Source organism: Streptomyces sp. NPDC050535 (genome assembly GCF_044457665.1).
In the GTDB taxonomy this organism is placed as follows: domain Bacteria; phylum Actinomycetota; class Actinomycetes; order Streptomycetales; family Streptomycetaceae; genus Streptomyces.
Window position 1 is genome coordinate 225883 of record NZ_JBITHE010000006.1, and the last position, 23705, is coordinate 249587.

Genomic DNA, 23705 nt, shown 5'->3' on the forward strand with positions numbered 1-23705 from the left:
GAAGGGGCGGTATCTACGGCGCGTTGCTGTGCGGCGGTGCTGTGTGAAGCGGTGCGGTTGAAGCGTGCGGCTCTCAGGCGGTGCTCACAAGCGGTGCTCTAAGCAAAGGCGAGGTTGTAGATACCCGCTGCGATCGCGCCGCCGATCAGCGGACCGACGACCGGGATCCAGGCGTAGCTCCAGTCGGAACCGCCCTTGTTGGGCAGCGGGAGCAGGGCGTGCACGATGCGCGGACCGAGGTCACGGGCCGGGTTGATCGCGTAGCCGGTCGGGCCACCGAGGGAGAGGCCGATGCTGACCACGACGAGCGCGGTGATCAGGGCGCCCAGGGTGCCGAGGCCGTCGCCGTTGCCGTTCAGGCCCTGCGTGAGGATCGCGAGGATGAGCACGAAGGTGCCGATGATCTCGGTGGCGAGGTTCTGCACCACGTTCCGGATCTCCGGGCCGGTGGAGAAGATGCCGAGCACGGGGCCCGCGCCCTTCTCCTCGGCCTCGACGGCCTTGGTCCTGACCTTCTCGCCCGGATCGCCGACGATCTCGCGGTCCGTGAGGTGCGCCTGGAACTGGCCGTAGTACGCGATCCAGACCAGCGTGGCGCCGATCAGGGCGCCCAGCAGCTGGCCGGCCCAGTAGATGGGGAGGTCGTCCCATCCACCGTCCTTGATGGCGAGCGCGAGGGTCACGGCCGGGTTGAGGTGCGCGCCGGAAAGGGGCGCCGAGATGTAGACCGCGGTCAGTACCGCGAAGCCCCACCCGAAGGCGATGGCCAGCCATCCGGCGTTGCGTGCCTTGGAGGCCTTCAGTGTGACGGCGGCGCACACGCCACCGCCCAGCAGGATGAGTACGGCGGTACCTATGGTCTCGCCGATGAAGATGTCGGAGCTGGACACCCGCGACTCCTTTGTCCTTCGTCCAGGGGAAGCCGAACCCCGGGTCCCTCCGGTGGTTCGTGCTCTCAGGGAGAGAGAGCTGCGGTCCTTGGCGTAGTCACACTGTAACTCGTATTGCCGTCAAGTGTTCGACAATGCCGACCGCTGGACGGGAGTCTTGCTCTCGCGTTACGGGCACGTCAAGAGTTCTGTTATCGAAAACGCGATCGTTATTGATTGCTGTGGGCTATCGATCTTGGTCGCGCACGACGAAGGCCGGGACGCCCTTGGCGTCCCGGCCCTCTCTTGTGCGAACCTCAGAACTTCGCCGGCCCGGCCCGTCCGAACCGTCCCGGTACGTCCCCGGGTCTCAGAACCGCCCCGCGCCCAGGTCCCGCGACACCGCGCGGGCGCAGTCCCGTACCGCCGCGATCAGCTCGGGGCGCAGCTCCCCGTCCTTGCAGACCCGCTCCACGGCCCCGGTGATGCCCACCGCGCCGACCGGCATGCGCCGTCGGTTGTGGATCGGGGCGGCGACCGAGGCGACGCCTGTCCAGGTCTCCTCGACGTCGTCCGCGTACCCGCGCGCGCGGGTGAGGTCGAGAACGCCCTCGAACTGTTCCAGCTCGCTCACGGTGCGCACGGTGAACACCTTGCGATCGGCCTCCAGGACCTCGCTGTGCGCGACCGGATCGTAGGCGGACAGGACTTTGCCCAGTGCCGTGGAGTGCAGCGGCTGCATGGCCCCGACCTCCAGGACCTGGCGGCTGTCGTCCGGCCGGAACACGTGGTGGACGATCAGTACCCCCTGCTGGTGCAGCACGCCCAGATAGACGCTCTCGCCGCTGGAGCGGGCCAGGTCGTCCGTCCAGACCAGGGCGCGCGCCCGCAGCTCGTGCACGTCGAGATAGGTGGTGCCGAGCCGCAGCAGCTCGGCACCCAGCTGGTAGCGCCCGGAGACGCCGTCCTGCTCGACGAACCCCTCCTGCTGCAGGGTACGGAGGATGCCATGGGCCGTACCCTTGGCCAGACCGAGCGAGGAGGCGATGTCCGACAGGCCGAGCTGCCGCTCGCCGCCGGCGAGGAGCCGCAGCATCGCTGCTGCCCGTTCGAGCGACTGGATGTGCCGTGCCATCGCCGTGCTGCCTCCGTCCCCTTCGACCGACGGCGGGCGATTCACTGCCGCCGTTCGGCAATGTCGAACACTACCGGTCCTTGCCGACCTCCCGCTATTGGATGGTCGCCCCATACTGCGTCCGTCTGCGTCCATCCAGGCACCGCTGTCGCGTGCGTCACGACGGTCCGTCCGGTGGACGACCCGACCCTATGGCCGCGCTCCGGGCTAACCTGACTCCGTGCGCGTTCCATGGGAAGCGCAAAGCCGACAGCCGTCGCACTCCAGGGAGCACTTTCATGGCCTCGTTGCCGAATCCGTCCCTTTCCTCCGAGCTTGCCGAGAGCCGGACGCGCGCCGAAGAGCTCCGCCAGGCCCTCGCCACCCGCGTCGTGGTGGCCGACGGGGCGATGGGCACGATGCTTCAGGCGCAGGACCCGACGCTGGAGGACTTCCAGGATCTCGAGGGCTGCAACGAGATCCTGAACGTCACCCGCCCCGACATCGTCCGCTCGGTCCACGAGGAGTACTTCTCCGTGGGCGTCGACTGCGTCGAGACCAACACCTTCGGAGCCAACCACTCCGCGGCGACCGAGTACGAGATCGCCGACCGCATCTTCGAACTGTCCGAGTCGGGCGCCCGGATCGCCCGCGAGGTCGCCGACGAGTTCGCCGCCGGGGACGGCCGCCGCCGCTGGGTCCTCGGCTCGATCGGTCCCGGCACCAAGCTGCCCTCGCTCGGCCACATCACGTACGACGTGCTGCGCGACGGCTACCAGCAGAACGCTGAAGGCCTGCTGGCCGGCGGCGCGGACGCGCTGATCGTGGAGACCACGCAGGACCTGCTCCAGACCAAGTCCAGCCTGGTCGGCGCGCGGCGTGCGATGGAGGCCCTTGGCCTCGAGGTCCCGCTGATCTGTTCGCTCGCCTTCGAGACCACCGGCGTCATGCTGCTCGGCTCGGAGATCGGCGCGGCGCTCACCGCGCTGGAGCCGCTCGGCATCGACCTGATCGGCCTCAACTGCTCGACCGGCCCGGCCGAGATGAGCGAACACCTGCGTTACCTGGCCCGCCACTCGCGTACGCCGCTGATGTGCATGCCGAACGCCGGCCTGCCCGTGCTGACCAAGGACGGCGCCTACTTCCCGCTGACCGCGCCCGAGATGGCCGACGCGCAGGAGAACTTCGTACGCGACTACGGTCTCCAACTCGTCGGCGGCTGCTGCGGATCGACGCCCGAGCACCTGCGCCAGGTCGTCGAGCGCGTCCGCGGCATGGTGCCGGAGGCCCGCGACCCGCGACCCGAGCCCGGCGCCGCCTCGCTCTACCAGACCGTGCCGTTCCGTCAGGACACCGCCTACATGGCGATCGGCGAGCGGACGAACGCCAACGGCTCGAAGAAGTTCCGTGACGCGATGCTGGAGGCCCGCTGGGACGACTGTGTGGAGATGGCCCGCGATCAGATCCGCGAGGGCGCGCACATGCTCGACCTCTGCGTCGACTACGTGGGCCGGGACGGCGTCGCCGACATGAAAGAACTGGCCGGCCGCTTCGCCACCGCCTCCACGCTCCCTCTCGTGCTCGACTCCACCGAGGTCGAGGTGCTCCGCGCCGGCCTGGAGATGCTCGGCGGCCGGGCGGTCATCAACTCGGTCAACTACGAGGACGGCGACGGCCCCGAGTCGCGCTTCGCGAAGGTCACCGCCCTTGCCCAGGAGCACGGCGCCGCGCTGATCGCGCTGACCATCGACGAGGAGGGCCAGGCCCGCACCGTCGAGCACAAGGTCGCCATCGCCGAGCGGCTGATCGAGGACCTGACGACGAACTGGGGCATCCAGGAGTCGGACATCCTCATCGACACCCTGACCTTCACCATCTGCACCGGTCAGGAGGAGTCCCGCAAGGACGGCATCGCGACGATCGGGGCCATCCGCGAACTCAAGCGGCGCCGCCCGGACGTGCAGACCACCCTCGGTCTCTCCAACATCTCCTTCGGCCTCAACCCGGCCGCCCGCATCCTGCTCAACTCGGTCTTCCTCGACGAGTGCGTCAAGGCGGGCCTGGACTCGGCGATCGTGCACGCGTCGAAGATCCTGCCGATCGCCCGCTTCGACGAGGAGCAGGTCCAGACGGCCCTGGACCTGATCCACGACCGCCGCGCCGAGGGCTACGACCCGCTCCAGAAGCTGATGGCACTGTTCGAGGGCGCCACCACCAAGTCGCTCAAGGCGGGCCGCGCCGAGGAACTGGCCGCGCTGCCGCTGGACGAGCGGCTGAAGCGGCGCATCATCGACGGCGAGAAGAACGGCCTCGAACAGGACCTGGCCGCCGCCCTGGAGACCCGCCCCGCCCTCGACATCGTCAACGCGACGCTCCTGGACGGCATGAAGGTCGTCGGTGAGCTCTTCGGCTCCGGCCAGATGCAGTTGCCGTTCGTGCTCCAGTCCGCCGAGGTGATGAAGACCGCGGTGGCCTACCTGGAGCCGCACATGGAGAAGTCCGACGCGGAGGGCAAGGGCACCATCGTCCTGGCCACGGTGCGCGGCGACGTCCACGACATCGGCAAGAACCTCGTCGACATCATCCTGTCCAACAACGGCTACAACGTCGTCAACCTCGGCATCAAGCAGCCGGTCTCCGCGATCCTGGACGCCGCCGAGGAGCACCGGGCCGACGTCATCGGCATGTCGGGCCTCCTGGTCAAGTCCACCGTGATCATGAAGGAGAACCTCCAGGAGCTCAACCAGCGCGGCATGTCCGCCGACTACCCCGTCATCCTCGGCGGGGCGGCGCTGACCAGGGCGTACGTCGAGCAGGACCTGTACGAGATCTACCAGGGCGAGGTGCGCTACGCCCGCGACGCCTTCGAGGGCCTGCGTCTGATGGACGCGCTGATCGGGGTGAAGCGCGGGGTGCCCGGAGCCGTGCTGCCCGAGCTGAAGCAGCGCAGGGTACGGCCCGCGGCGGCGACCCCCGAGGTCGAGGAGCGCCCCGAGGAGGGGCATGTCCGCTCGGACGTCGCCATCGACAACCCCGTGCCCACGCCGCCCTTCGCGGGCACCCGCGTCATCAAGGGCGTCCAGCTCAAGGAGTACGCCTCCTGGCTGGACGAGGGCGCGCTGTTCAAGGGCCAGTGGGGCCTGAAGCAGGCACGCACGGGCGACGGACCGACGTACGAGGAACTGGTCGAGACCGAGGGCAGGCCCCGGCTGCGCGGCCTGCTGGACAAGCTCCAGACCGACAACCTGCTGGAAGCGGCCGTCGTCTACGGCTACTTCCCGTGCGTCTCCAAGGACGACGACCTGATCATCCTGGACGACCAGGGCAACGAGCGCACCCGCTTCACTTTCCCGCGCCAGAGCCGCGGCCGACGGCTCTGCCTGGCCGACTTCTTCCGGCCGGAGGAGTCGGGGGAGACGGACGTCGTCGGCCTCCAGGTCGTCACCATGGGCTCGCGGATCGGCGAGGAGACCGCCAAGCTCTTCGAGTCCAACTCCTACCGTGACTACCTCGAACTGCACGGCCTGTCCGTCCAGTTGGCCGAGGCGCTGGCCGAGTACTGGCACGCCCGGGTGCGCGCCGAACTCGGCTTCGGGGGTCAGGACCCGGACGCGATGGAGGACATGTTCGCCCTGAAGTACCGGGGCGCCCGCTTCTCACTCGGCTACGGCGCCTGCCCCAACCTGGAGGACCGCGCCAAGATCGCCCAGCTCCTCGAACCGGAGCGCATCGGCGTCGTGCTCTCCGAGGAGTTCCAGCTCCACCCGGAGCAGTCCACGGACGCGATCATGATCCACCACCCGGAGGCGAAGTACTTCAACGCGCGCTGATCGGACACGACGTACACTGGTCGGTCCACCGCAGGCCGGTTGCCCCCTTGGCAAAGAGGGGCGACCGGCCTGGTTGTCCCTCAAGGAGGTGCGCCAGGATGACCAGTACGGTCCCCGCGCTCAGTACCCGTACGGCCGAAGGCTCCGCCCTGGAAGCCGTGCTCCTCGACATGGACGGCACCCTGGTGGACACCGAGGGCTTCTGGTGGGACGTCGAGGCCGCGGTGTTCGCCTCCCTCGGCCATGTGCTCGACGAGTCCTGGCGCCATGTGGTCGTCGGCGGCCCGATGACCCGCAGCGCCGGCTTCCTCATCGAGGCCACCGGTGCCGACATCACCCTCGCCGAGCTGACCGTGCTGCTGAACGACGGCTTCGAGGCCCGTATCGGCGACACCCTGCCGCTGATGCCGGGCGCGGCCAGACTGCTCGCCGAACTGGCGGCGCACGAGATCCCCACCGCCCTGGTCTCCGCCTCGCACCGGCGCATCATCGACCGCGTCCTGGCCTCGCTCGGTCCCCAGTACTTCGCGCTCACCGTGGCGGGTGACGAGGTGGAGCGGACCAAGCCGTTCCCCGACCCGTATCTGCTGGCCGCCGCGGGGCTCGGCGCCGTACCGGCCCGCTGCGCGGTCATCGAGGACACCGCGACGGGCGTCGCCGCCGCGGAGGCCGCCGGCTGCCGGGTGGTCGCCGTGCCCTCGATCGCCCCCATCGCGCCCGCCGCCCGGCGTACGGTGGTGACCTCGCTGGAAGAGGTCGACCTGCCCTTTCTCCGCGGCCTGATGACGGAAATGCGCTAGGCGTTCACCCAGCGTGCGGAGCTGAATACGCGAATAGGCCCGAGGGCCCCTGCCGGGGGTACTCGGTGGATCATCAACGGAACGCCGAGGCAATTCGGTCCAGGGTGGGATGGCTGAATTCCGGTACGCGTTGGCAGAGTTACTCCTGTGACGTTCGCCACTTGACCAGGGGTCGACATCGGGTCTGGCATATGCCGTCAACTCCCTTTTGGGGGTGGCCGACGTGCCCTTGTGTCCCGATTGGTGAAGGGCTGCACGAATCCTTCCGCTGTCGGGTTATCGGTGCGTCCACGTCCGGTTTCACAGCGTGATGGAAGTTCAACTCCTGCCGCTGAGGGCCCCGGTGGCGGTGCGGACTAATGTCATCGCGAGAACATCGCCGTATCCCCGTGAACCCGCAGCACCACCCCTGCATGCCGGGTTCGCGGAATCTACAGCTCTGGAGAAACTCGAGCATGAACCGCAAGACTTTGGTGCTGCCGGCCATAATCGGCCTGCTCGCCCCGGTGCTCGCCGCGTGTGGGGGGTCCGACGGCGGGAGCGACAGTGGCGACCCGATCGTCGTCGGTACCACCGACCGGTTCATCGCATCGAAGGATGCCCCGGCTCCCCTCGACCCGGCGTACGCCTACGACGTCGGCAGCTGGAACATCCTCCGTCAGACCGTGCAGACGCTGATGGTCATTCCGCGCGGCGACGGCGACCCCCAGCCCGAGGCCGCCGAGCAGTGCGGTTTCACCGACACGGGCAACGAGCGCTACGCCTGCACCCTGCGCAAGGACCTGAAGTTCGCGAACGGCGACCCCGTCACCGCGAAGGACGTCAAGTACTCGATCGACCGCGCCCTGTCGATCGAGGCCGACAGTGGTGTGTTCGCGCTGCTGTCCACCGTGGACACCGTCGAGACGCAGGGCGACCGCGAGGTGATCTTCCACCTCAAGACCGCGGACGCCACCTTCCCGTTCAAGCTGACGACCCCTGTCGCCGGCATCGTCAACCCCGACGACTACGAGAAGAACAAGCTGCGCAACGGCTTCAGCATCGACGGCTCCGGCCCGTACTCCTTCAAGGCCGAGACGAAGGACGGCGAGCTCACCAAGGCCGTCTTCACCAAGAACCCCAATTACGAGGGTGTTCTGACGGTGAAGAACAGCCAGGTCGAGATGCGTTCCTTCGAGGACGCCAAGTCCATGGGCACCGCGCTCGACGACGGCGACATCGACATGATGACCCGCTCGATGACGCCGGAGCAGATCAAGAAGCTCGGCAGCGCCACGGACAGCGACGTCGACCTGATCGAGATGCCGGGTCTGGAGATCCGCTACCTGGCCTTCAACACCAACGGACCGGCGGTCAAGTCCGCGGCCGTGCGCCAGGCGATGGCCCAGGTCATCAACCGCAGCGAGCTCGTCTCCAAGGTCTACGGCACCGCGGCCGACCCGCTCTACTCGATGGTCCCGGCGACCATCACCGGTCACTCCAACTCGTTCTTCAACAAGTACGGGGACCCGAGCGTCGCCAAGGCCAAGGCGATGCTGACCGAGGCCGACATCACCACGCCGGTGAAGCTCACCCTGAACTACACGACCGACCACTACGGTTCGGTCACCGCGGAGGAGTTCGAGCAGCTCAAGAAGCAGCTCAACGACAGCGGCCTGTTCGATGTCAACATCAAGGGAACGGCCTGGGACACCTACGTCCCGGCTGAGCGCGAAGGCAAGTACGAGGTCTTCGGCATGGGCTGGTTCCCCGACTTCCCGGACTCCGACAGCTTCCTGGCGCCGTTCCTCGACAAGGACAACTTCCTCAAGTTGCCCTACTCGAACAACACGATCATCAACAACCTGATCCCGGAGTCCCGTCGCGAGGCCGACCGCCTCACCGCGTCGAAGAGCATCACCGAGATCCAGGACATCGTGGCCAACGACGTACCGCTGCTGCCGCTGTGGCAGGGCAAGCAGTACATCGCCGCACGGGACGACATCACAGGCGCGGAGTGGGTGCTCAACTCCTCCTCCACCCTGCAGCTCTGGGAGCTCGGCCGCGGAGTGAGCGGCTGACGGACCCGTCCGGCCGGGCCCGCCGACGGGCCCGGCACCGGCGGGATCCGGTTACTCCCGAGAATCAATGACAAGGCACAGCACGTGAACATGCGCGACCGATGGCCAGTCCTGTCCGTCACGACGGGACTGGCCATCGGCCTGCTCACCGGCTGCGGCTCTCAACAGGGCGGCACCGGGAGCAACGGCTCCTCCATCGTGATGGGAATGTCCGACGACGTCCTGGCCACCGACCCGGCCTCCGGCTACGACCCGGGTTCCTGGCTGTTGTTCAACAACGTCTTCCAGTCGTTGTTGAGCTTCCCCAAGGGCGGCACGGAGCCGGCACCGGAAGCAGCCGAGGAGTGCTCGTTCATGGACGCGAGCACGGCGGTTTACTCGTGTACGTTGCGGAGCGGGCTGAAGTTCAGCAACGGTGACGCGCTCACCTCCGAGGACGTCAAGTACTCCTTCGACCGCATCCTGAAGATCAAGGACGACGCCGGCCCCGCGATCATGTTCCCCATGCTGGACAAGGTCGAGACGCCGGACGCCAGGACCGTCGTCTTCAGGCTCAAGTACGCCGACGCCACCTTCCCGAGCAAGATCGCCTCCGGCGCCGGCTCGATCGTGGACCACCGGCAGTACGCCGACAACGGACTGCGCGGGGACGACGAGGTCGTCGGCTCGGGCCCGTACAAGCTGGACTCGTTCGGCAAGGACGAGGCCGTCTTCTCCGCCAACGAGAACTACCGGGGCACCGCGAAGGTGAAGAACTCCGGCGTGACGCTGAAGTTCTTCCACGGCGACCAGACAGCGCTGAAGAACGCGCTGGAGAACAACGAGATCGACATCGCCTACCGAGGTCTCGCCGCCGACGACATCGCGGACATCGAGAACGACACCTCCACCGGCAAGGGCGTCAACGTCGTCGAGGGCAGCAGCGCAGAGGTGCAGCACCTGGTCTTCAACATGAACGACCCGGTGGCGGGGAAGCTCTCGGTGCGCAAGGCCATCGCCCATCTGCTCGACCGGCAGGCCCTGGTCGACGAGGTCTACCAGGACACGGCGACGCCGCTCTACTCGATCATCCCGGCCGGTATCGCGGGCCACAACACGGCCTTCTTCGACACCTACGGCGCCAGCCCCTCCCAGGCCAGGGCCAAGGCCGCGCTGCGCGCCGACGGCATCACCGGCAAGGTGAAGCTGACCCTCTGGTCGACGCCGTCGCGCTACGGGCCGTCCACCGACCAGGAGTTCAAGGCGATCGCCAAGCAGCTCAACGCCGGCGGGCTCTTCGACGCGACCGTCAGGTCCGTCGCCTTCGACCAGTACGAGAAGGACATCGCCAAGGGCAAGTACGGCGTGTACGTGAAGGGCTGGGTGCCCGACTACCCGGACCCGGACAACTTCACGGCCCCCTTCTTCGGGGAGGGCAACGTGCTGAGCAACAACTACACCAACAGCACGATCACCGGTGATCTCATCCCGGAGACCGCCGCCGCGAGCAACCGCTCCTCGACCGAGACCGCCTACGGCAGGCTCCAGGACATCGTGGCCGACGAACTCCCGCTCATCCCGCTCTGGCGGGCCAAGCAGTACGCGGTCGTCCGCGACAACGTCTACGGCCTGGAGTACTGCCTCGACGCCTCGACCGTCTTCCGCTTCTGGGAGATCAGCAAGGACTGACCCGACGACGGATACGCGGCGGGCGCCCCTTCCTCGCTCAGGAGAAAGGGGCGCCCGCCGCGACGCTCGGGTGGCTACTGCGCGCCGGGGCGCACCAACCCGCTCTCGTACGCGTACACCGCGGCCTGTACCCGGTCGCGCAGCCCCAGCTTGGTCAGGACGTGTCCGACATGCGTCTTGACCGTGGTCTCGCTGACGAAGAGGTCGGCCGCGATCTCGGCGTTGGACAGCCCGCGCGCCACCAGCTTCAGCACCTCGACCTCACGGTCGGTCAGCGTGTGCAGGGTGTCGGGCACCGGCTCGTCGCCGGACGGCAGATGGCTCGCGTACTTGTCGAGCAGGCGGCGCGTGATGCTCGGCGCGAGCATCGCCTCGCCCGAGGCGACCACCCGGATCGCCTGCACCAGCTCGTTGGCCGGCGCGTCCTTGAGCAGGAAGCCGCTGGCTCCCGCGCGCAGCGCCTCCACCACGTACTCGTCGAGGTCGAAGGTCGTCAGCACGAGCACCTTCGCCGGACCGTCCCGGCCGGGTCCGGTGATCTGCCGGGTCGCCTCGACACCGTCCATCCGCGGCATACGGATGTCCATCAGAACCACATCGGGCTGCAGGGCACGGACCTGGTCGAGTGCCTGGAGACCGTCACCGGCCTCGCCGACGACCGCCAGATCCTGCTCGGCTTCCAGGATCATCCGGAAGCCGGTGCGCAGCAGCGGCTGGTCGTCGACCAGTAGGACGCGGATGGCCACGTGAGTCTCCTTCGCTAGTCCGGCCCCATTCTGCCCTGCTCGGTGTCACCGGACTCCGGCGCCCTGACCGGCAGGGGGTAGGGCGGGGGAGTGCCACCGAATTCCGGACAGGACGCCTGGTGGTCGCACCAGCCGCACAGCTTGGTGGGCCGGGGCCGCCAGTCACCGGTCTCGGTGGCCTCCCGGATCGCCTCCCACAGCGAGTGCAGCTTGCGCTCGACCCGCTCCAGGTCCGCGATCACCGGGTCGTACGTCAGTACGTCGCCGCTGCCCAGGTAGACGAGCTGGAGCCGGCGGGGGACCACCTGCTTCAGCCGCCACACCACCAGGGCGTAGAACTTCATCTGGAACAGGGCACCCTCGGCGTACTCGGGCCTGGGGGCCTTGCCCGTCTTGTAGTCGACGATCCGCACCTCGCCCGTCGGCGCCACGTCGACGCGGTCGATGATCCCGCGCAGCTTGAGGCCGGAGTCGAGACTGGCCTCGACGAACAGCTCCCGCTCGGCGGGCTCGAGACGGGTCGGGTCCTCCAGGGTGAACCAGCGCTCCACCAGCCGCTCGGCGTCGGTCAGCCAGCGCGCCAGCCGCTCGCCCCCGGGGTCGTCGGCGAACAGCTCCACGACCTCCGGCCGGGTCTCGCGGAGCCGGTCCCACTGACCGGGGATCAGGGACTTGGCGCGCGGCGCCGTACGCTCCGTCGCCGGTGCGTCGAAGAGCCGCTCGAGGACCGCGTGCACCAGCGTGCCGCGGGTCGCCGCCTCGCTCGGCTTCTCGGGGAGCTTGTCGATCACCCGGAAGCGGTAGAGCAGCGGGCACTGCATGAAGTCGTTCGCGCGCGAGGGTGACAGGGACGCGGGCGGCCGCGCGGTCACCGCCGCCACCGCGACGTCCGCCACGGTTTCGGTGGGTACGTCCGCGGTGTCGGCCCCGGCCATGCCCTCGGCGACGGTTCCGACCGCGACCCGCGTGCCGGTGCCGACCGCCGCGTCGGTCCCGGCCACGTCCTCGGTGCTGGTTTCCATGACGACAGACCTTACGGCTCACCACTGACAGTGATGCGGCGGCGGCTCCAGCGACGGCGCGGAAAACAGAGGGGGTGCCGGGGCGGAACGCGTCGCGACGGCCGCATACCATCGACCACAGACCTCCTGCTCCGCATGATCGGGAGCGAGGGACGCTTCGAACAAGGGGACATCGTGGACGAGAGCGGCGGGAGCGGGCAGCCGCGCTCCGGTACCGACGAAGCGACCGAGCGCCACGAGGGGCCCCAGGAGGACTCCGGGAGCCCGGCCGCGGATGCCACGCGCCCCGGACAAAAGGGACCCGAACGCCCCACCGGGCCCACCACCCCCACGGAGCCGGGCGGCGACTCCCAGACACCCCGGCCTGCGGACGCCGAGCCCGGTGCCGACGTCTCCGAGGAATCCCAGGCCCACCCCGACCCCACGCTTTCGCACACCAGTGCCCAGGGTGAGCCCGGGGCCGACAGCACCGCCCGGAAACGCGCCACGTCCGGTTTCGGCAGAGGACGGCCGCCACGGCGCGAAAAAGGCCCCGGCGGCGGCCTGCTCATGGGCCGCCCCTTCGGCGTACCCGTGTACGTCGCACCCAGCTGGTTCCTCGTCGCCGCCCTGATCACCTGGGTGTTCGGCGGCCAGCTCGACCGCGTGCTGCCCGAGCTCGGTGCCCTGCGCTACCTCGTCTCCCTCTTCTTCGCGGTCGCCTTCTACGCCTCCGTGCTCGTCCACGAGCTGGCCCACACGGTCGCCGCCCTGCGCTTCAAGCTGCCGGTGCGCCGGATCCAGCTCCAGTTCTTCGGCGGGGTGTCGGAGATCGAGAAGGAGTCGGAGACCCCGGGCCGGGAGTTCGTCCTGGCCTTCGTCGGCCCGTTGCTCTCCCTCGTCCTGTCCGGCGTCTTCTACCTCGCCATGCAGACCGTCGACCCGGGCACCGTGCCGGGCGTCCTGCTGGGCGGCCTGATGATCTCCAACCTCATCGTGGCCGTCTTCAACCTGCTGCCCGGGCTGCCCCTGGACGGCGGCCGGATGCTGCGCGCCGTCGTCTGGAAGATCACCGGCAGGCCGATGACCGGCACGATCGCCGCCGCCTGGGTGGGCCGCGCCCTCGCCGTCTCCGTACTCATCGGACTGCCCCTGCTCACCCAGACGGGAGCTTTCGGCGAGGCCCCCGAGGACATCGGCGGCATGGACACCGTCACGGACGCCCTGCTCGCCGCCATCCTCGCCGCGATCATCTGGACCGGGGCCGGCAACAGCCTCCGGATGGCCCGCCTGCGCGAACACCTGCCGGAACTGCGCGCCCGCGCGCTCACCCGCCGCGCGGTCCCGGTGGAGACCAGCACCCCGCTCTCCGAAGCGCTGCGCCGCGCCAACGACGCCGGGGCCCGCGCCCTGGTCGTGGTCGACGCCGAAGGCCAGCCGCTCTCCCTGGTCCGCGAGGCCGCCATCGTCGGCGTACCCGAGCACCGCCGCCCCTGGGTCGCGGTCAGCGGCCTCGCCCAGGACCTCACCGACGGGATGCGGGTCTCCGCCGAGCTCGCGGGCGAGGACCTCCTCGACACCCTGCGCGCGAACCCCGCCACCGAGTACCTGGTCGTCGAGGAGTCCGGCGAGATCTACGGGGTGCTGTCCGCCGCCGACGTGGAACGCGCCTTCGTGAAAGCCATGGCCCGCCCCTCCTAGCGCTGCCCCGCACGATGGTCCGCCGCCTCTTCCAGGACCGGTAGGCTGGTCACATGTCCGAACCGACCGGTGCCGCCCGCAGGCGCGGGCCCTTCAAGGTCGGGGACCAGGTTCAGCTGACCGACCCCAAGGGCCGCCACTACACGTTCACGCTCGAAGCCGGAAAGAACTTCCACACCCACAAGGGTTCCTTCCCGCACGACGAGCTGATCGGTGCTCCCGAGGGCAGCGTTGTCCGCACCACGGGGAACGTCGCCTATCTCGCGCTGCGCCCCCTGCTCCCCGACTACGTCCTGTCCATGCCCCGCGGCGCCGCCGTGGTCTACCCCAAGGACGCGGGTCAGATCCTCGCCTTCGCCGACATCTTCCCCGGCGCACGCGTCGTGGAGGCGGGCGTCGGCTCAGGCTCGCTCAGTGCCTTCCTGCTGCGCGCCATCGGCGACCAGGGAATGCTGCACTCCTACGAGCGCCGCGAGGACTTCGCCGAGATCGCCCAGCAGAACGTGGAGCGCTACTTCGGCGAACAGCACCCCGCCTGGCAGCTCACCGTCGGCGACCTCCAGGACAACCTGTCGGACACCGAGGTCGACCGGGTCATCCTCGACATGCTCGCCCCCTGGGAGTGCCTGGAGGCCGTCTCCAAGGCGCTGGTCCCCGGCGGCATCCTCTGCTGCTACGTAGCCACCACGACCCAGCTCGCGCGGACCGTCGAGTCCATCCGCGAGATCGGCTCCTTCAACGAGCCGACCTCCTGGGAGTCGATGATCCGCAACTGGCACGTCGAGGGCCTGGCCGTCCGCCCCGACCACCGGATGATCGGCCACACCGGCTTCCTGCTCACCGCCCGCCGCCTCGCGGACGGTGTCGAGCCGCCCATGCGCCGCCGCCGCCCCTCCAAGGGCGCCTACGGCGACGACTACACCGGTCCGAACGCCGACGGCGGCATGGGCCGCTGACGTAACCAACGCACCACGACTGTGGCCGAGTTCCCGGGACAGCCCGGGAACTCGGCCACAGCGCTTCCCCGTTGACGCGCCGCCAGAAGCCCGTCAGGAACTCCTGACCCCGCCGTTCCACCGCGGTGTGACGTGTGGCACCATGCGGGACACCCCCACCGGCACAGCCCTCACGGGAGACACTCCTAGTGCAGCAATCCGCCGTCCCGGAACTGGCACACACGCACACCAGCCCCATCCAGTGGGTCGCCACGGCCACCGCCATCGCCGGAGTCGTCGCGTTCTCCTCCGTACTCCAGCCCGACCAGGCGACAGCCGCCCAGCCCGGCCCCGGCGCGAAGCCGGCCCAGAGCGCCGCGGCCGCCCCCGACCCCTCCGGTGTCGACTTCCCGATCGAGTGCGGGCCCGCCAAGGTGCTCGTCCAGAAGAAGGCCTCCGGAGACCTCGACGGTGACGGACGCCCCGAGACCGTGGCCGTGGTCCGCTGCGACGCCGGCTCGGGCACCCCGCCCAACGGGGTCTACGTCCTCACCCAGGCCGCGGACGAGTCCGCCCCTCGCGTGGTGGCCACCCTGGTCGATCCCAAGGACCGCCTGAGCGTCACCGACTTCGCGCTGAGTGACGCCGCCGTCACCGCCACGCTCCTCGGATACTCCTCCTCCGACGTGCCGAGTTGCTGCCCGGACGTGAAGGACCTCGCCAAGTGGCAGTGGAAGAACGGCACGTTCGAGCGCTCGACACCCTCCGGAGCCCAGAGCGTCTGAGCGCCCCGCGAAGCCCGGGCATACAAAAACACCCTCCGCGCCGCGGAGGGTGTGAGAAAGCAGACAAGCGTACCGCCGGGTACCACTCGCCTCACTCGACGTCCGGGCCGTACACCTCGACCTTGTCCGAAACCCGACGTACGTGGATGCAGTCGCCCGGGCACTCCTTCGCGGAGTCCGTCACATCAATCAGAAGCGGCAGCGGTACGGGCGTTGTGGCGCCCGGGGCCTGGAGCAGTTCGTCGCCGGTGCCCTTCACGTACGCCAGGCCGTCGATGTCCAGCTCAAAGACCTCGGGCGCGTACTGGACGCAGATCCCGTCTCCGGTACAGAGGTCCTGGTCGATCCAGACCTCAAGCGCCTCGCCGTCGACTCCGGCCTCCTGCTGCACGGTCACTTCTCCTGCCGTTTTCTGCGCCGAGCGATCCGATATCCCTGCAAGTCGGGCCAGCTCTGACGGGTGTTGAACACTTCGACCCTACCTCCGGCCGCTTCCCAATCATGTTGGGTGGGTATTCCACTGGCGTGAGGGAGAGCGCAAGGGTGAAGATCGGACACACCCCGACAGTCTTTGTGATCTAGGGGTTTCAATCGACACCCACCCAGGTAGGGTCTGGAAGCGTCCAGCTCCCCTTGGAGGAGGTGAGGACCGTGGCAGCCCACGACGACGACATGAACCGCGGCATCCGCCCGGGAAGAGGGTCCGATGACCCCGCCGGGCAGATTGCCTACCTTGAGCAGGAGATCGCCGTCCTGCGACGCAAGCTCGCCGACTCTCCGCGGCACACGAGGATTCTCGAAGAGCGGATCGTCGAGTTGCAGACCAACCTGGCCGGAGTGTCCGCCCAGAACGAGCGGCTCGCCAACACGCTCCGTGAGGCCCGCGACCAGATCGTGGCCCTCAAGGAAGAGGTCGACCGGCTCGCACAGCCGCCGGCAGGCTTCGGTGTCTTCCTCGTCGCCAACGAGGACGGCACGGCGGACATCTTCACCGGGGGCCGCAAGCTCCGGGTGAACGTCAGCCCCAGCGTGGAGCTCGAAGAGCTCAGGCGTGGCCAGGAAGTGATGCTCAACGAAGCCCTCAACGTGGTCGAGGCCATGGAGTACGAGAGCATCGGCGAGATCGTCACCCTCAAAGAGATCCTGGAGGACGGCGAACGCGCCCTCGTACAGGGGCACACCGACGAGGAAAGGGTGGTACGGCTCGCCGAGCCGCTCCTGGACGTCGTCATCCGCCCCGGCGACGCCCTGCTTCTCGAACCCCGTTCCGGCTATGTCTACGAAGTCGTTCCGAAGAGCGAGGTCGAGGAACTCGTCCTCGAAGAGGTCCCGGACATCGGCTACGAGCAGATCGGCGGCCTGGGCAACCAGATCGAGCTGATCCGCGACGCGGTCGAGCTTCCGTACCTCTATCCCGACCTCTTCAAGGAGCACGAACTGCGGCCGCCCAAGGGTGTGCTGCTGTACGGGCCCCCCGGATGCGGCAAGACGCTCATCGCCAAGGCCGTCGCCAATTCGCTGGCCAAGAAGGTCGCCGAGGTGACCGGACAGGCCACGGGCAAGAGCTTCTTCCTCAACATCAAGGGCCCCGAGCTCCTGAACAAGTACGTCGGCGAGACCGAGCGGCAGATCCGCCTCGTCTTCCAGCGTGCACGGGAGAAGGCCAGCGAGGGCACCCCCGTCATCGTCTTCTTCGACGAGATGGAATCCCTCTTCCGCACCCGTGGATCAGGCGTCAGCTCGGACGTGGAGAACACCATCGTCCCCCAGCTGCTCGCCGAGATCGACGGCGTGGAGGGCCTGGAGAACGTGGTCGTGATCGGCGCCTCGAACCGCGAGGACATGATCGACCCCGCCATCCTCCGCCCCGGCCGGCTCGATGTGAAGATCAAGATCGAGCGCCCGGACGCCGAGGCCGCGAAGGACATCTTCGCGAAATACCTCACGGAGCGCCTTCCGCTGCACTCCGACGACCTCGGTGAGCACGGCGGTGACCGGGCGGCCACGGTCAACAACATGATCCAGACCGCCGTGGAGCACATGTACGACGAGTCCGAGGAGAACCGCTTCCTCGAGGTCACGTACGCCAACGGAGACAAGGAGGTCCTGTACTTCAAGGACTTCAACTCCGGCGCCATGATCGAGAACATCGTCGGCCGCGCCAAGAAGGCGGCCATCAAGGCCTTCCTCGACCAGAACCAGAAGGGCATTCGGGTCTCCCACCTCCTCCAGGCATGCGTGGACGAGTTCAAGGAGAACGAGGACCTGCCGAACACCACCAACCCGGACGACTGGGCCCGAATCTCCGGCAAGAAGGGCGAACGGATCGTGTACATCCGTACCCTCGTCACCGGAAAGCAGGGCGCGGACACCGGCCGCTCCATCGACACAGTGGCCAACACCGGTCAGTACCTGTAAAAGACAGGGCGGCTGCGGGTGCCCTGAGTGGGTACCCGCAGCTGACTGCTTTCCGGGTCACGGCTGGAGCGAGGCAATGACGCAAATGATCTCCCCACCAGGGCAAAGGCGTTCTAGGCTCTTCCGTACCGCCGAGTCGCGCAGTGCGGGGACGGGCACCGCACATACGCCGGAGAACCGGCGGTACTTGAGCGGTGCTCCCGACCGAGAGCACTGCCGGGCAAGGAGGGCCGCATGACCGTACGGCGAGTAATGGGCATCGAGACGGAGTACGGGATCTCCGTCCCCGGCCACCCGAACGCCAATGCCATGCTCACCTCGTCCCAGATCGTCAACGCGTACGCCGCGGCGATGCACCGGGCGCGCCGCGCCCGCTGGGACTTCGAGGAGGAGAACCCGCTGCGGGACGCACGGGGCTTCGACCTCGCCCGCGAGTCCGCGGACTCCAGCCAGCTCACCGACGAGGACATCGGGCTGGCCAACGTCATCCTCACCAACGGGGCGCGGCTGTACGTGGACCACGCACACCCGGAGTACAGCTCTCCGGAAGTCACCAACCCGCTGGACGCCGTCCTGTGGGACAAGGCCGGCGAGCGCATCATGGCGGAGGCCGCGGAGCGCGCGGCGCAGCTCCCCGGCGCCCAGCCGATCCACCTCTACAAGAACAACACCGACAACAAGGGCGCCTCCTACGGCACGCACGAGAACTACCTGATGAAGCGGGAGACCCCGTTCTCGGACATCGTGCGTCACCTCACGCCGTTCTTCGTCTCACGTCAGGTCGTCACCGGAGCGGGCCGCGTCGGTATCGGTCAGGACGGGCACGAGCACGGCTTCCAGCTCAGCCAGCGCTCCGACTACTTCGAGGTCGAGGTGGGTCTGGAGACCACCCTGAAGCGCCCGATCATCAACACGCGCGACGAGCCGCACGCGGACGCCGAGAAGTACCGCAGGCTGCACGTGATCATCGGCGACGCGAACCTCTCCGAGATCTCGACCTATCTGAAGCTGGGCACCACCGCTCTGGTCCTCTCGATGATCGAGGACGGCTTCATCGCCGTGGACCTGGCGGTCGACCAGCCCGTCCGCACCCTCCACCAGGTGTCGCACGACCCCACACTCAAGCGCCTGGTCACGCTCCGTAGTGGCAGGACACTCACCGCTGTCCAGCTCCAGATGGAGTACTTCGAGCTCGCCCGCAAGTACGTGGAGGAGCGGTTCGGGTCGGACGCCGACGAGCAGACCGTGGATGTCCTGCTCCGCTGGGAGGACACCCTGAACCGCCTGGAGAACGACCCGATGAGCCTCTCCGGAGAGCTCGACTGGGTCGCCAAGCGGGAGGTCATGGAGGGCTACCAGCGCCGTGACGGCCTCGACTGGGACGCGGCCCGGCTGCACCTCGTGGACCTCCAGTACGCCGACGTACGGGCCGAGAAGGGCATCTACAACCGTCTCGCGGCCCGCGGCAAGATGAAGCGCCTCCTGGACGAGCAGGACGTCGAGCGGGCCCGTACGAAGCCGCCTGAGGACACGCGCGCGTACTTCCGCGGGCGCTGCCTCGAGCAGTACGCGGACGACGTCGCGGCGGCCTCCTGGGACTCGGTGATCTTCGATCTGCCGGGCAGGGACTCGCTCCAGCGCGTCCCAACCCTGGAGCCGCTTCGCGGAACGCGTAATCACGTCAAAGAGCTCCTGGACCGCTGTCGAACCGCTGAAGACCTGGTCAAGGTCCTGTCGGGCGGCTGAGCGGGCCAGTGCGGCTCTCGGGGCCCAGCGGGCCGGACGGGGTGGAAACAGGCGCCGTCCGGGAATCATCGGGGTGGCACCCAGACGTTGTAGCAACTGCGGGGCCGATGTCGGACCCTGCTTGTAGGGTCTGATCAAGAACGTCGAACCGAGCGGGGTGAGGGTTTATGGCGACCAAGGACACCGGCGGCGGACAGCAGAAGGCGACGCGCGACACCGAGGAGGTCGAGGAGCAGGCGCAGGACGCGCAGGCTACGGACGACCTCAAGGAGCGCCAGGAGAAGCTGAGCGACGACGTGGACTCCGTCCTCGACGAAATCGATGATGTGCTCGAAGAGAACGCCGAGGACTTCGTTCGGTCCTTTGTTCAAAAAGGCGGACAATAACGGTCATGCCGTATTCGCTCGACGCGAAGCGGCATACCGGACGCGGGCGGGAATCGCCGCTCGCGTCGTCGGCTGTCCACGGGAACTGGTGTGACGGGCCCCAGGCGCGATGCCGGTGGTGCGTGGCGGAGGTATTCGGCCACGCACCACCGGCGACGCGGTGAGGCGCCCGGCATGACGGTGCGCGAGAAGATGGACGTCCCTGAGCCGTCGGAGAGCCTTCAGAGGTCGAGAGATCGTCTGGGGTCATCCGATGCGCCACTACGGCTTCACCGAAGCTGAACACGACGCGATGGTCGCCTCGCGACGAGGCTCTCCGTGATCCGTTTGAAAGCTCCGGCCATTCATGTGGATCACTGCCACGAGACGGGTAGGGTCCGTGGCGTACCGTGCTTCAACTGCAATTCGGCCATCGGCAAGTTGGGAGATGATCCCGACGCTGTTCGTCGGGGTGCCGCCTACTTGGAAGGATCCCCGTGGAAGCCAACACTCGTAGCACCGGGCGTCTACCGGCTGCCTTCCTGACGCCCGGGTCGTCGTCCTTCATGGACTTCCTGTCCGACCACCAGCCGGACATGCTCCCGGGCAGGCGGCAACTGCCGCCCACCCAGGGTGTGATCGAGGCTCCGCACGGCACGACCATCGTCGCCGTCACGTTCCCCGGCGGTGTGGTCCTCGCCGGTGACCGGCGGGCCACCATGGGCAATGTCATCGCGCAGCGGGACATCGAGAAGGTGTTCCCGGCGGACGAGTACTCGGCCGTCGGTATCGCCGGTACGGCCGGCCTCGCCGTCGAGATGGTCAAGCTGTTCCAGCTGGAGCTGGAGCACTTCGAGAAGGTGGAGGGCGCCACGCTCTCCCTGGAGGGCAAGGCCAACCGCCTGTCCACGATGATCCGTTCGAACCTCGGCATGGCCATGCAGGGCCTCGCCGTCGTTCCCCTCTTCGCGGGCTACGACGTGGACCGCGAGCGGGGCCGCATCTTCTCCTACGACGTCACCGGCGGCCGCTCCGAGGAGCACGGCTTCGCCGCCACCGGCTCCGGCTCGGTCTTCGCGCGCGGTGCCATGAAGAAGCTCTTCCGCAAGGACCTGGCCGAGGCGGAGGCCACCACCCTCGTCGTCCAGGCCCTGTACGACGCGGCCGACGACGACTCGGCGACCGGTGGTCCCGATGTCGCCCGCCGGATCTACCCGATCGTCACCGTGATCACCGAGGACGGATTCCGCCGTCTCGACGACGAGGAGTCCTCCGAGATCGCCCGCGCGATCCTGGAGCGGCGCCTCGAGCAGCCCGACGGACCGCGGGCAGCGCTGCTCTGACAGCGGCTTCTTGACCGCTGCTCGACGGCGCCCGCTCCGACGGCGGCTTCTTGGCGGCTGGTTCCTGGCAAGTGATCCAGTGACTTCCACAGAAAGGGACGGATAACCGGTGTCGACGCCGTTCTATGTCTCACCCCAGCAGGCGATGGCCGACCGGGCGGAATACGCCCGCAAGGGCATCGCCCGTGGTCGCAGCCTCGTTGTGCTGCAGTATGCCGACGGCATCGTGTTCGTCGGCGAGAACCCGTCCCGCGCGCTGCACAAGTTCAGCGAGATCTATGACCGGATCGGCTTCGCGGCCGCCGGCAAGTACAACGAGTACGAGAATCTGCGGATCGGCGGTGTGCGCTACGCCGATCTGCGGGGTTACACCTACGACCGTGACGATGTGACCGCCCGCGGTCTCGCCAACGTCTACGCCCAGACGCTGGGCACGATCTTCTCCAGCGCGGCCGAGAAGCCGTACGAGGTGGAGCTTGTGGTCGCCGAGGTGGGGGACACCCCCGAGGGTGACCAGATCTACCGGCTCCCGCACGACGGGTCGATCGTGGATGAGCACGGGTCGGTCGCGGTGGGTGGCAGCGCCGAGCAGATCAGCACCTATCTGGACCAGCGTCATGAAGACGGCATGTCGCTTGCCGAGGCGTTGAAGCTGGCCGTGCAGGCGTTGTCGCGTGAGGCGAACGGGGGAGAGCGGGAGATTCCCACGGAGCGGCTCGAGGTCGCGATTCTTGACCGTACGCGGCCGCAGCAGCGGAAGTTCAAGCGGATTGTCGGACGGCAGCTCGCTCGGTTGCTCGAGGCGGGCGGGGCGTCCACGGCTACCGAGGCGGAGGATCCTGACGACGACGAGTGAGTCGTTCGTCAGCGTTGTGCCGTTTGTCGCGTGCCCCGGGCCTTCGTCGGCCGGGGCACGTGGCGTTTCCGTGCCTGCCGGTGCCGGTGCCGGTGCCGGTGCCGGTGTCGTGTCGGTCCGTTGTGGGTCGGGGCCGGGGGGCCGGTACATCCGCCCGTCGCCGATGGGCACTTTGGTTTGTTGTGGGGCTGGGGGGCGGTGTGACCACGTACGCGACGGGCATTTGAAGTACCGGCCCCCCGGCCCCTTCCGTGCGGTTCCGGGTGCGGCTGCGTGGGTGGTGATGAGTGGGGGGTCAGGAGGGGGGCGCGCTCAGGTCGTGGGTGGGCCGGGCGCGCTCAGGTCGGGGGAGTCGCGGGGTGGGGTGGGGCTGTGGAGCCTCGTACCACCAGTTGCACCGGGATGTCGTCCTGCGGGGGTGTTCGGCCTTCCAGGACGGCCAGGAGGGCCTGCATGCCCTGTTCGCCGAAGAGTTCGGCGTTGAGGCGGACGGTGGTGAGTTCGGGGTCGATGGCTCTGGCCAGGGCCAGGTCGTCCAGGCCGGTGATCGAGAGGTCGTCGGGGATGTGGAGGCCGAGGCGGCGGGCCGCCTTGTAGGCGCCGGCGGCCAGTTTGTCGTCGTCGCAGACCAGGGCGGTGGGGCGGGGGCCGGGGGCCGCCAGGGCCCTTTCGGCGGCCTCCAGGGCGCCTTCCATGGAGATGGGGGCTCTGGCTGTGCGGAGGCGGGTGCCGGGGACGTCGGACAGGCGGGTGGCGAGTTCCTGGGCGCGTACCTCGAAGGTCCAGGAGGGGATGTCGGCCGCCAGGTGCAGGAAGTGGCGGTGGCCCAGGGCCAGCAGGTGTGCGGCGACCTGGCGTACGCCGTCTCTGATGTCGAGGTTGACGGTCGCCGCGCCCAGGCTGCCCTCGGGGTCGCTGTCGAGCATGACCAGGGGGAGCTGGTCGCCGCGGATGGCGGTGAGGGCGTCGGCGGCCATCGAGGAGGCGATCATGCCGTCGAGGGCGGCGGGTGCCGAGCCGAAGGGGTCGCGGGCCGGGCCGATGCCTTCGGGGGAGGGATAGAGGACGACACCGAAGCCGTGCTCGGCCGCCACCCGGGCGGCACCCGTGTACACCCCCGCGAAGAACTCGGTGGTCAGCGCGGGAACCACGAGGAGGACCGTGCGGGTGCGGCCCAGGCGCAGGTTGCGGGCGGCCAGGTTCGGGCGGTAGCCGAGCTCCTGGGCGGCTTCCCGGACCCGTTCGGCCGTCGCCTCGGAGACCCGGCCGCGCCACTTGTCGCCGAGCACCAGCGAGACGGCGGCCTGGGAGACGCCGGCGGCCTGGGCGACGTCCCGGCTCGTGGGGCGCGTGCTGCCTTGTGCCACCGTCGACCTGCTCCCTCGTATGGACTCGCGGACTGCGCACATGGTACGTATGGGAGAGGGAGTTATACGTAAAACTTCGGACGCGGCGGGGTGCGGACGGA

At 68.4% G+C, this 23705-nt stretch carries 19 protein-coding genes; 13 read left to right on the top strand and 6 right to left on the bottom strand.

Features of this window, described 5'->3' with window-relative positions; translation table 11 throughout:
- Positions 1-98: 98 nt before the first annotated feature.
- A complete protein-coding gene (locus ACIBLC_RS16450; protein WP_399211630.1) occupies positions 99-890 on the bottom strand; it encodes an MIP/aquaporin family protein in 792 nt (263 codons plus the stop codon).
- A 349-nt stretch (positions 891-1239) separates the two neighbouring features.
- Entirely contained in the window at positions 1240-2004 is a 765-nt protein-coding gene (locus ACIBLC_RS16455; protein WP_399211631.1) for an IclR family transcriptional regulator, read from the bottom strand.
- Between the two features lie 278 nt (positions 2005-2282).
- Between ACIBLC_RS16455 and metH the strand changes: the two genes are divergently transcribed.
- From metH to ACIBLC_RS16475, 4 genes are all read left to right on the top strand, one after another.
- Positions 2283-5813 carry a methionine synthase gene (gene metH, locus ACIBLC_RS16460; RefSeq protein WP_399211632.1) on the top strand — a complete coding sequence of 1177 codons (3531 nt, stop codon included), beginning with the start codon at positions 2283-2285 and terminating at the stop codon, positions 5811-5813.
- Positions 5814-5911: 98 nt separating this feature from the next.
- Positions 5912-6613, top strand: coding sequence for an HAD family hydrolase (locus tag ACIBLC_RS16465; RefSeq protein WP_399211633.1), 702 nt, complete (start codon positions 5912-5914; stop codon positions 6611-6613).
- A 455-nt stretch (positions 6614-7068) separates the two neighbouring features.
- On the top strand, positions 7069-8673 hold the full coding sequence (locus tag ACIBLC_RS16470; RefSeq protein ID WP_399211634.1) for an ABC transporter substrate-binding protein: 1605 nt from the start codon (positions 7069-7071) through the stop codon (positions 8671-8673).
- Positions 8674-8757: 84 nt separating this feature from the next.
- The gene (locus ACIBLC_RS16475; RefSeq protein ID WP_399211635.1) at positions 8758-10341 is read left to right on the top strand and encodes an ABC transporter substrate-binding protein; all 1584 of its coding nucleotides are present in this window, start codon (positions 8758-8760) and stop codon (positions 10339-10341) included.
- 74 nt (positions 10342-10415) lie between these two features.
- Here the strand turns inward: ACIBLC_RS16475 and ACIBLC_RS16480 are convergent, their stop codons facing one another.
- Positions 10416-11087: a response regulator transcription factor gene (locus ACIBLC_RS16480; protein ID WP_266467029.1), complete on the bottom strand. Its 672-nt coding sequence runs from the start codon at positions 11085-11087 to the stop codon at positions 10416-10418.
- Between the two features lie 14 nt (positions 11088-11101).
- Complete coding sequence (locus ACIBLC_RS16485; protein ID WP_399211636.1) at positions 11102-12109, bottom strand: RecB family exonuclease; 1008 nt, start codon at positions 12107-12109, stop codon at positions 11102-11104.
- A gap of 174 nt (positions 12110-12283) precedes the next feature.
- Here ACIBLC_RS16485 and ACIBLC_RS16490 point away from each other — a divergent pair, with 174 nt between their 5' ends.
- The 3 genes from ACIBLC_RS16490 (at position 12284) to ACIBLC_RS16500 (ending at position 15509) form a co-directional block, all read left to right on the top strand.
- Complete coding sequence (locus ACIBLC_RS16490; RefSeq protein WP_399211812.1) at positions 12284-13789, top strand: site-2 protease family protein; 1506 nt, start codon at positions 12284-12286, stop codon at positions 13787-13789.
- Between the two features lie 53 nt (positions 13790-13842).
- The gene (locus ACIBLC_RS16495; RefSeq protein WP_383688854.1) at positions 13843-14745 is read left to right on the top strand and encodes a tRNA (adenine-N1)-methyltransferase; all 903 of its coding nucleotides are present in this window, start codon (positions 13843-13845) and stop codon (positions 14743-14745) included.
- 188 nt (positions 14746-14933) lie between these two features.
- Positions 14934-15509: a hypothetical protein gene (locus ACIBLC_RS16500; protein WP_399211637.1), complete on the top strand. Its 576-nt coding sequence runs from the start codon at positions 14934-14936 to the stop codon at positions 15507-15509.
- Between the two features lie 91 nt (positions 15510-15600).
- Here ACIBLC_RS16500 and ACIBLC_RS16505 read toward each other — a convergent pair whose 3' ends face one another.
- Positions 15601-15906 (bottom strand): ferredoxin, encoded by a 306-nt coding sequence (locus ACIBLC_RS16505; RefSeq protein ID WP_399211638.1) that lies wholly within the window; start codon positions 15904-15906, stop codon positions 15601-15603.
- Positions 15907-16160: 254 nt separating this feature from the next.
- Here ACIBLC_RS16505 and arc point away from each other — a divergent pair, with 254 nt between their 5' ends.
- The 6 genes from arc (at position 16161) to prcA (ending at position 22237) form a co-directional block, all read left to right on the top strand.
- Positions 16161-17927 (top strand): proteasome ATPase, encoded by a 1767-nt coding sequence (gene arc / locus ACIBLC_RS16510; protein WP_399211639.1) that lies wholly within the window; start codon positions 16161-16163, stop codon positions 17925-17927.
- 234 nt (positions 17928-18161) lie between these two features.
- The gene (gene dop / locus ACIBLC_RS16515) at positions 18162-19673 is read left to right on the top strand and encodes a depupylase/deamidase Dop (protein WP_399211640.1); all 1512 of its coding nucleotides are present in this window, start codon (positions 18162-18164) and stop codon (positions 19671-19673) included.
- A 167-nt stretch (positions 19674-19840) separates the two neighbouring features.
- Positions 19841-20059, top strand: a complete 219-nt coding sequence (locus ACIBLC_RS16520) for a ubiquitin-like protein Pup (protein ID WP_399211641.1) — start codon at positions 19841-19843, stop codon at positions 20057-20059.
- A gap of 348 nt (positions 20060-20407) precedes the next feature.
- The gene (locus ACIBLC_RS16525; RefSeq protein WP_399211813.1) at positions 20408-20584 is read left to right on the top strand and encodes an endonuclease domain-containing protein; all 177 of its coding nucleotides are present in this window, start codon (positions 20408-20410) and stop codon (positions 20582-20584) included.
- The gene (gene prcB / locus ACIBLC_RS16530) at positions 20536-21381 is read left to right on the top strand and encodes a proteasome subunit beta (RefSeq protein ID WP_399211642.1); all 846 of its coding nucleotides are present in this window, start codon (positions 20536-20538) and stop codon (positions 21379-21381) included. The genes ACIBLC_RS16525 and prcB overlap by 49 nt, the downstream gene beginning before the upstream one ends.
- Before the next feature lie 109 nt (positions 21382-21490).
- Entirely contained in the window at positions 21491-22237 is a 747-nt protein-coding gene (gene prcA, locus ACIBLC_RS16535) for a proteasome subunit alpha (RefSeq protein WP_399211643.1), read from the top strand.
- Positions 22238-22575: 338 nt separating this feature from the next.
- On the opposite strand, the gene ACIBLC_RS16540 is transcribed toward prcA, so the two are convergent.
- Positions 22576-23604 (bottom strand): LacI family DNA-binding transcriptional regulator, encoded by a 1029-nt coding sequence (locus ACIBLC_RS16540; RefSeq protein WP_399211644.1) that lies wholly within the window; start codon positions 23602-23604, stop codon positions 22576-22578.
- Positions 23605-23705 lie beyond the last annotated feature (101 nt).

Bases quoted from the DNA above. Each gene is read 5' to 3' on its own strand.
- ACIBLC_RS16455 (WP_399211631.1), bottom strand. From the start codon at position 2,004: ATGGCACGGCACATCCAGTCGCTCGAACGGGCAGCAGCGATGCTGCGG.
- metH (WP_399211632.1), top strand. From the start codon at position 2,283: ATGGCCTCGTTGCCGAATCCGTCCCTTTCCTCCGAGCTTGCCGAGAGC.
- ACIBLC_RS16465 (WP_399211633.1), top strand. From the start codon at position 5,912: ATGACCAGTACGGTCCCCGCGCTCAGTACCCGTACGGCCGAAGGCTCC.
- ACIBLC_RS16470 (WP_399211634.1), top strand. From the start codon at position 7,069: ATGAACCGCAAGACTTTGGTGCTGCCGGCCATAATCGGCCTGCTCGCC.
- ACIBLC_RS16485 (WP_399211636.1), bottom strand. From the start codon at position 12,109: ATGGAAACCAGCACCGAGGACGTGGCCGGGACCGACGCGGCGGTCGGC.
- ACIBLC_RS16495 (WP_383688854.1), top strand. From the start codon at position 13,843: ATGTCCGAACCGACCGGTGCCGCCCGCAGGCGCGGGCCCTTCAAGGTC.
- dop (WP_399211640.1), top strand. From the start codon at position 18,162: ATGACCGTACGGCGAGTAATGGGCATCGAGACGGAGTACGGGATCTCC.
- ACIBLC_RS16520 (WP_399211641.1), top strand. From the start codon at position 19,841: ATGGCGACCAAGGACACCGGCGGCGGACAGCAGAAGGCGACGCGCGAC.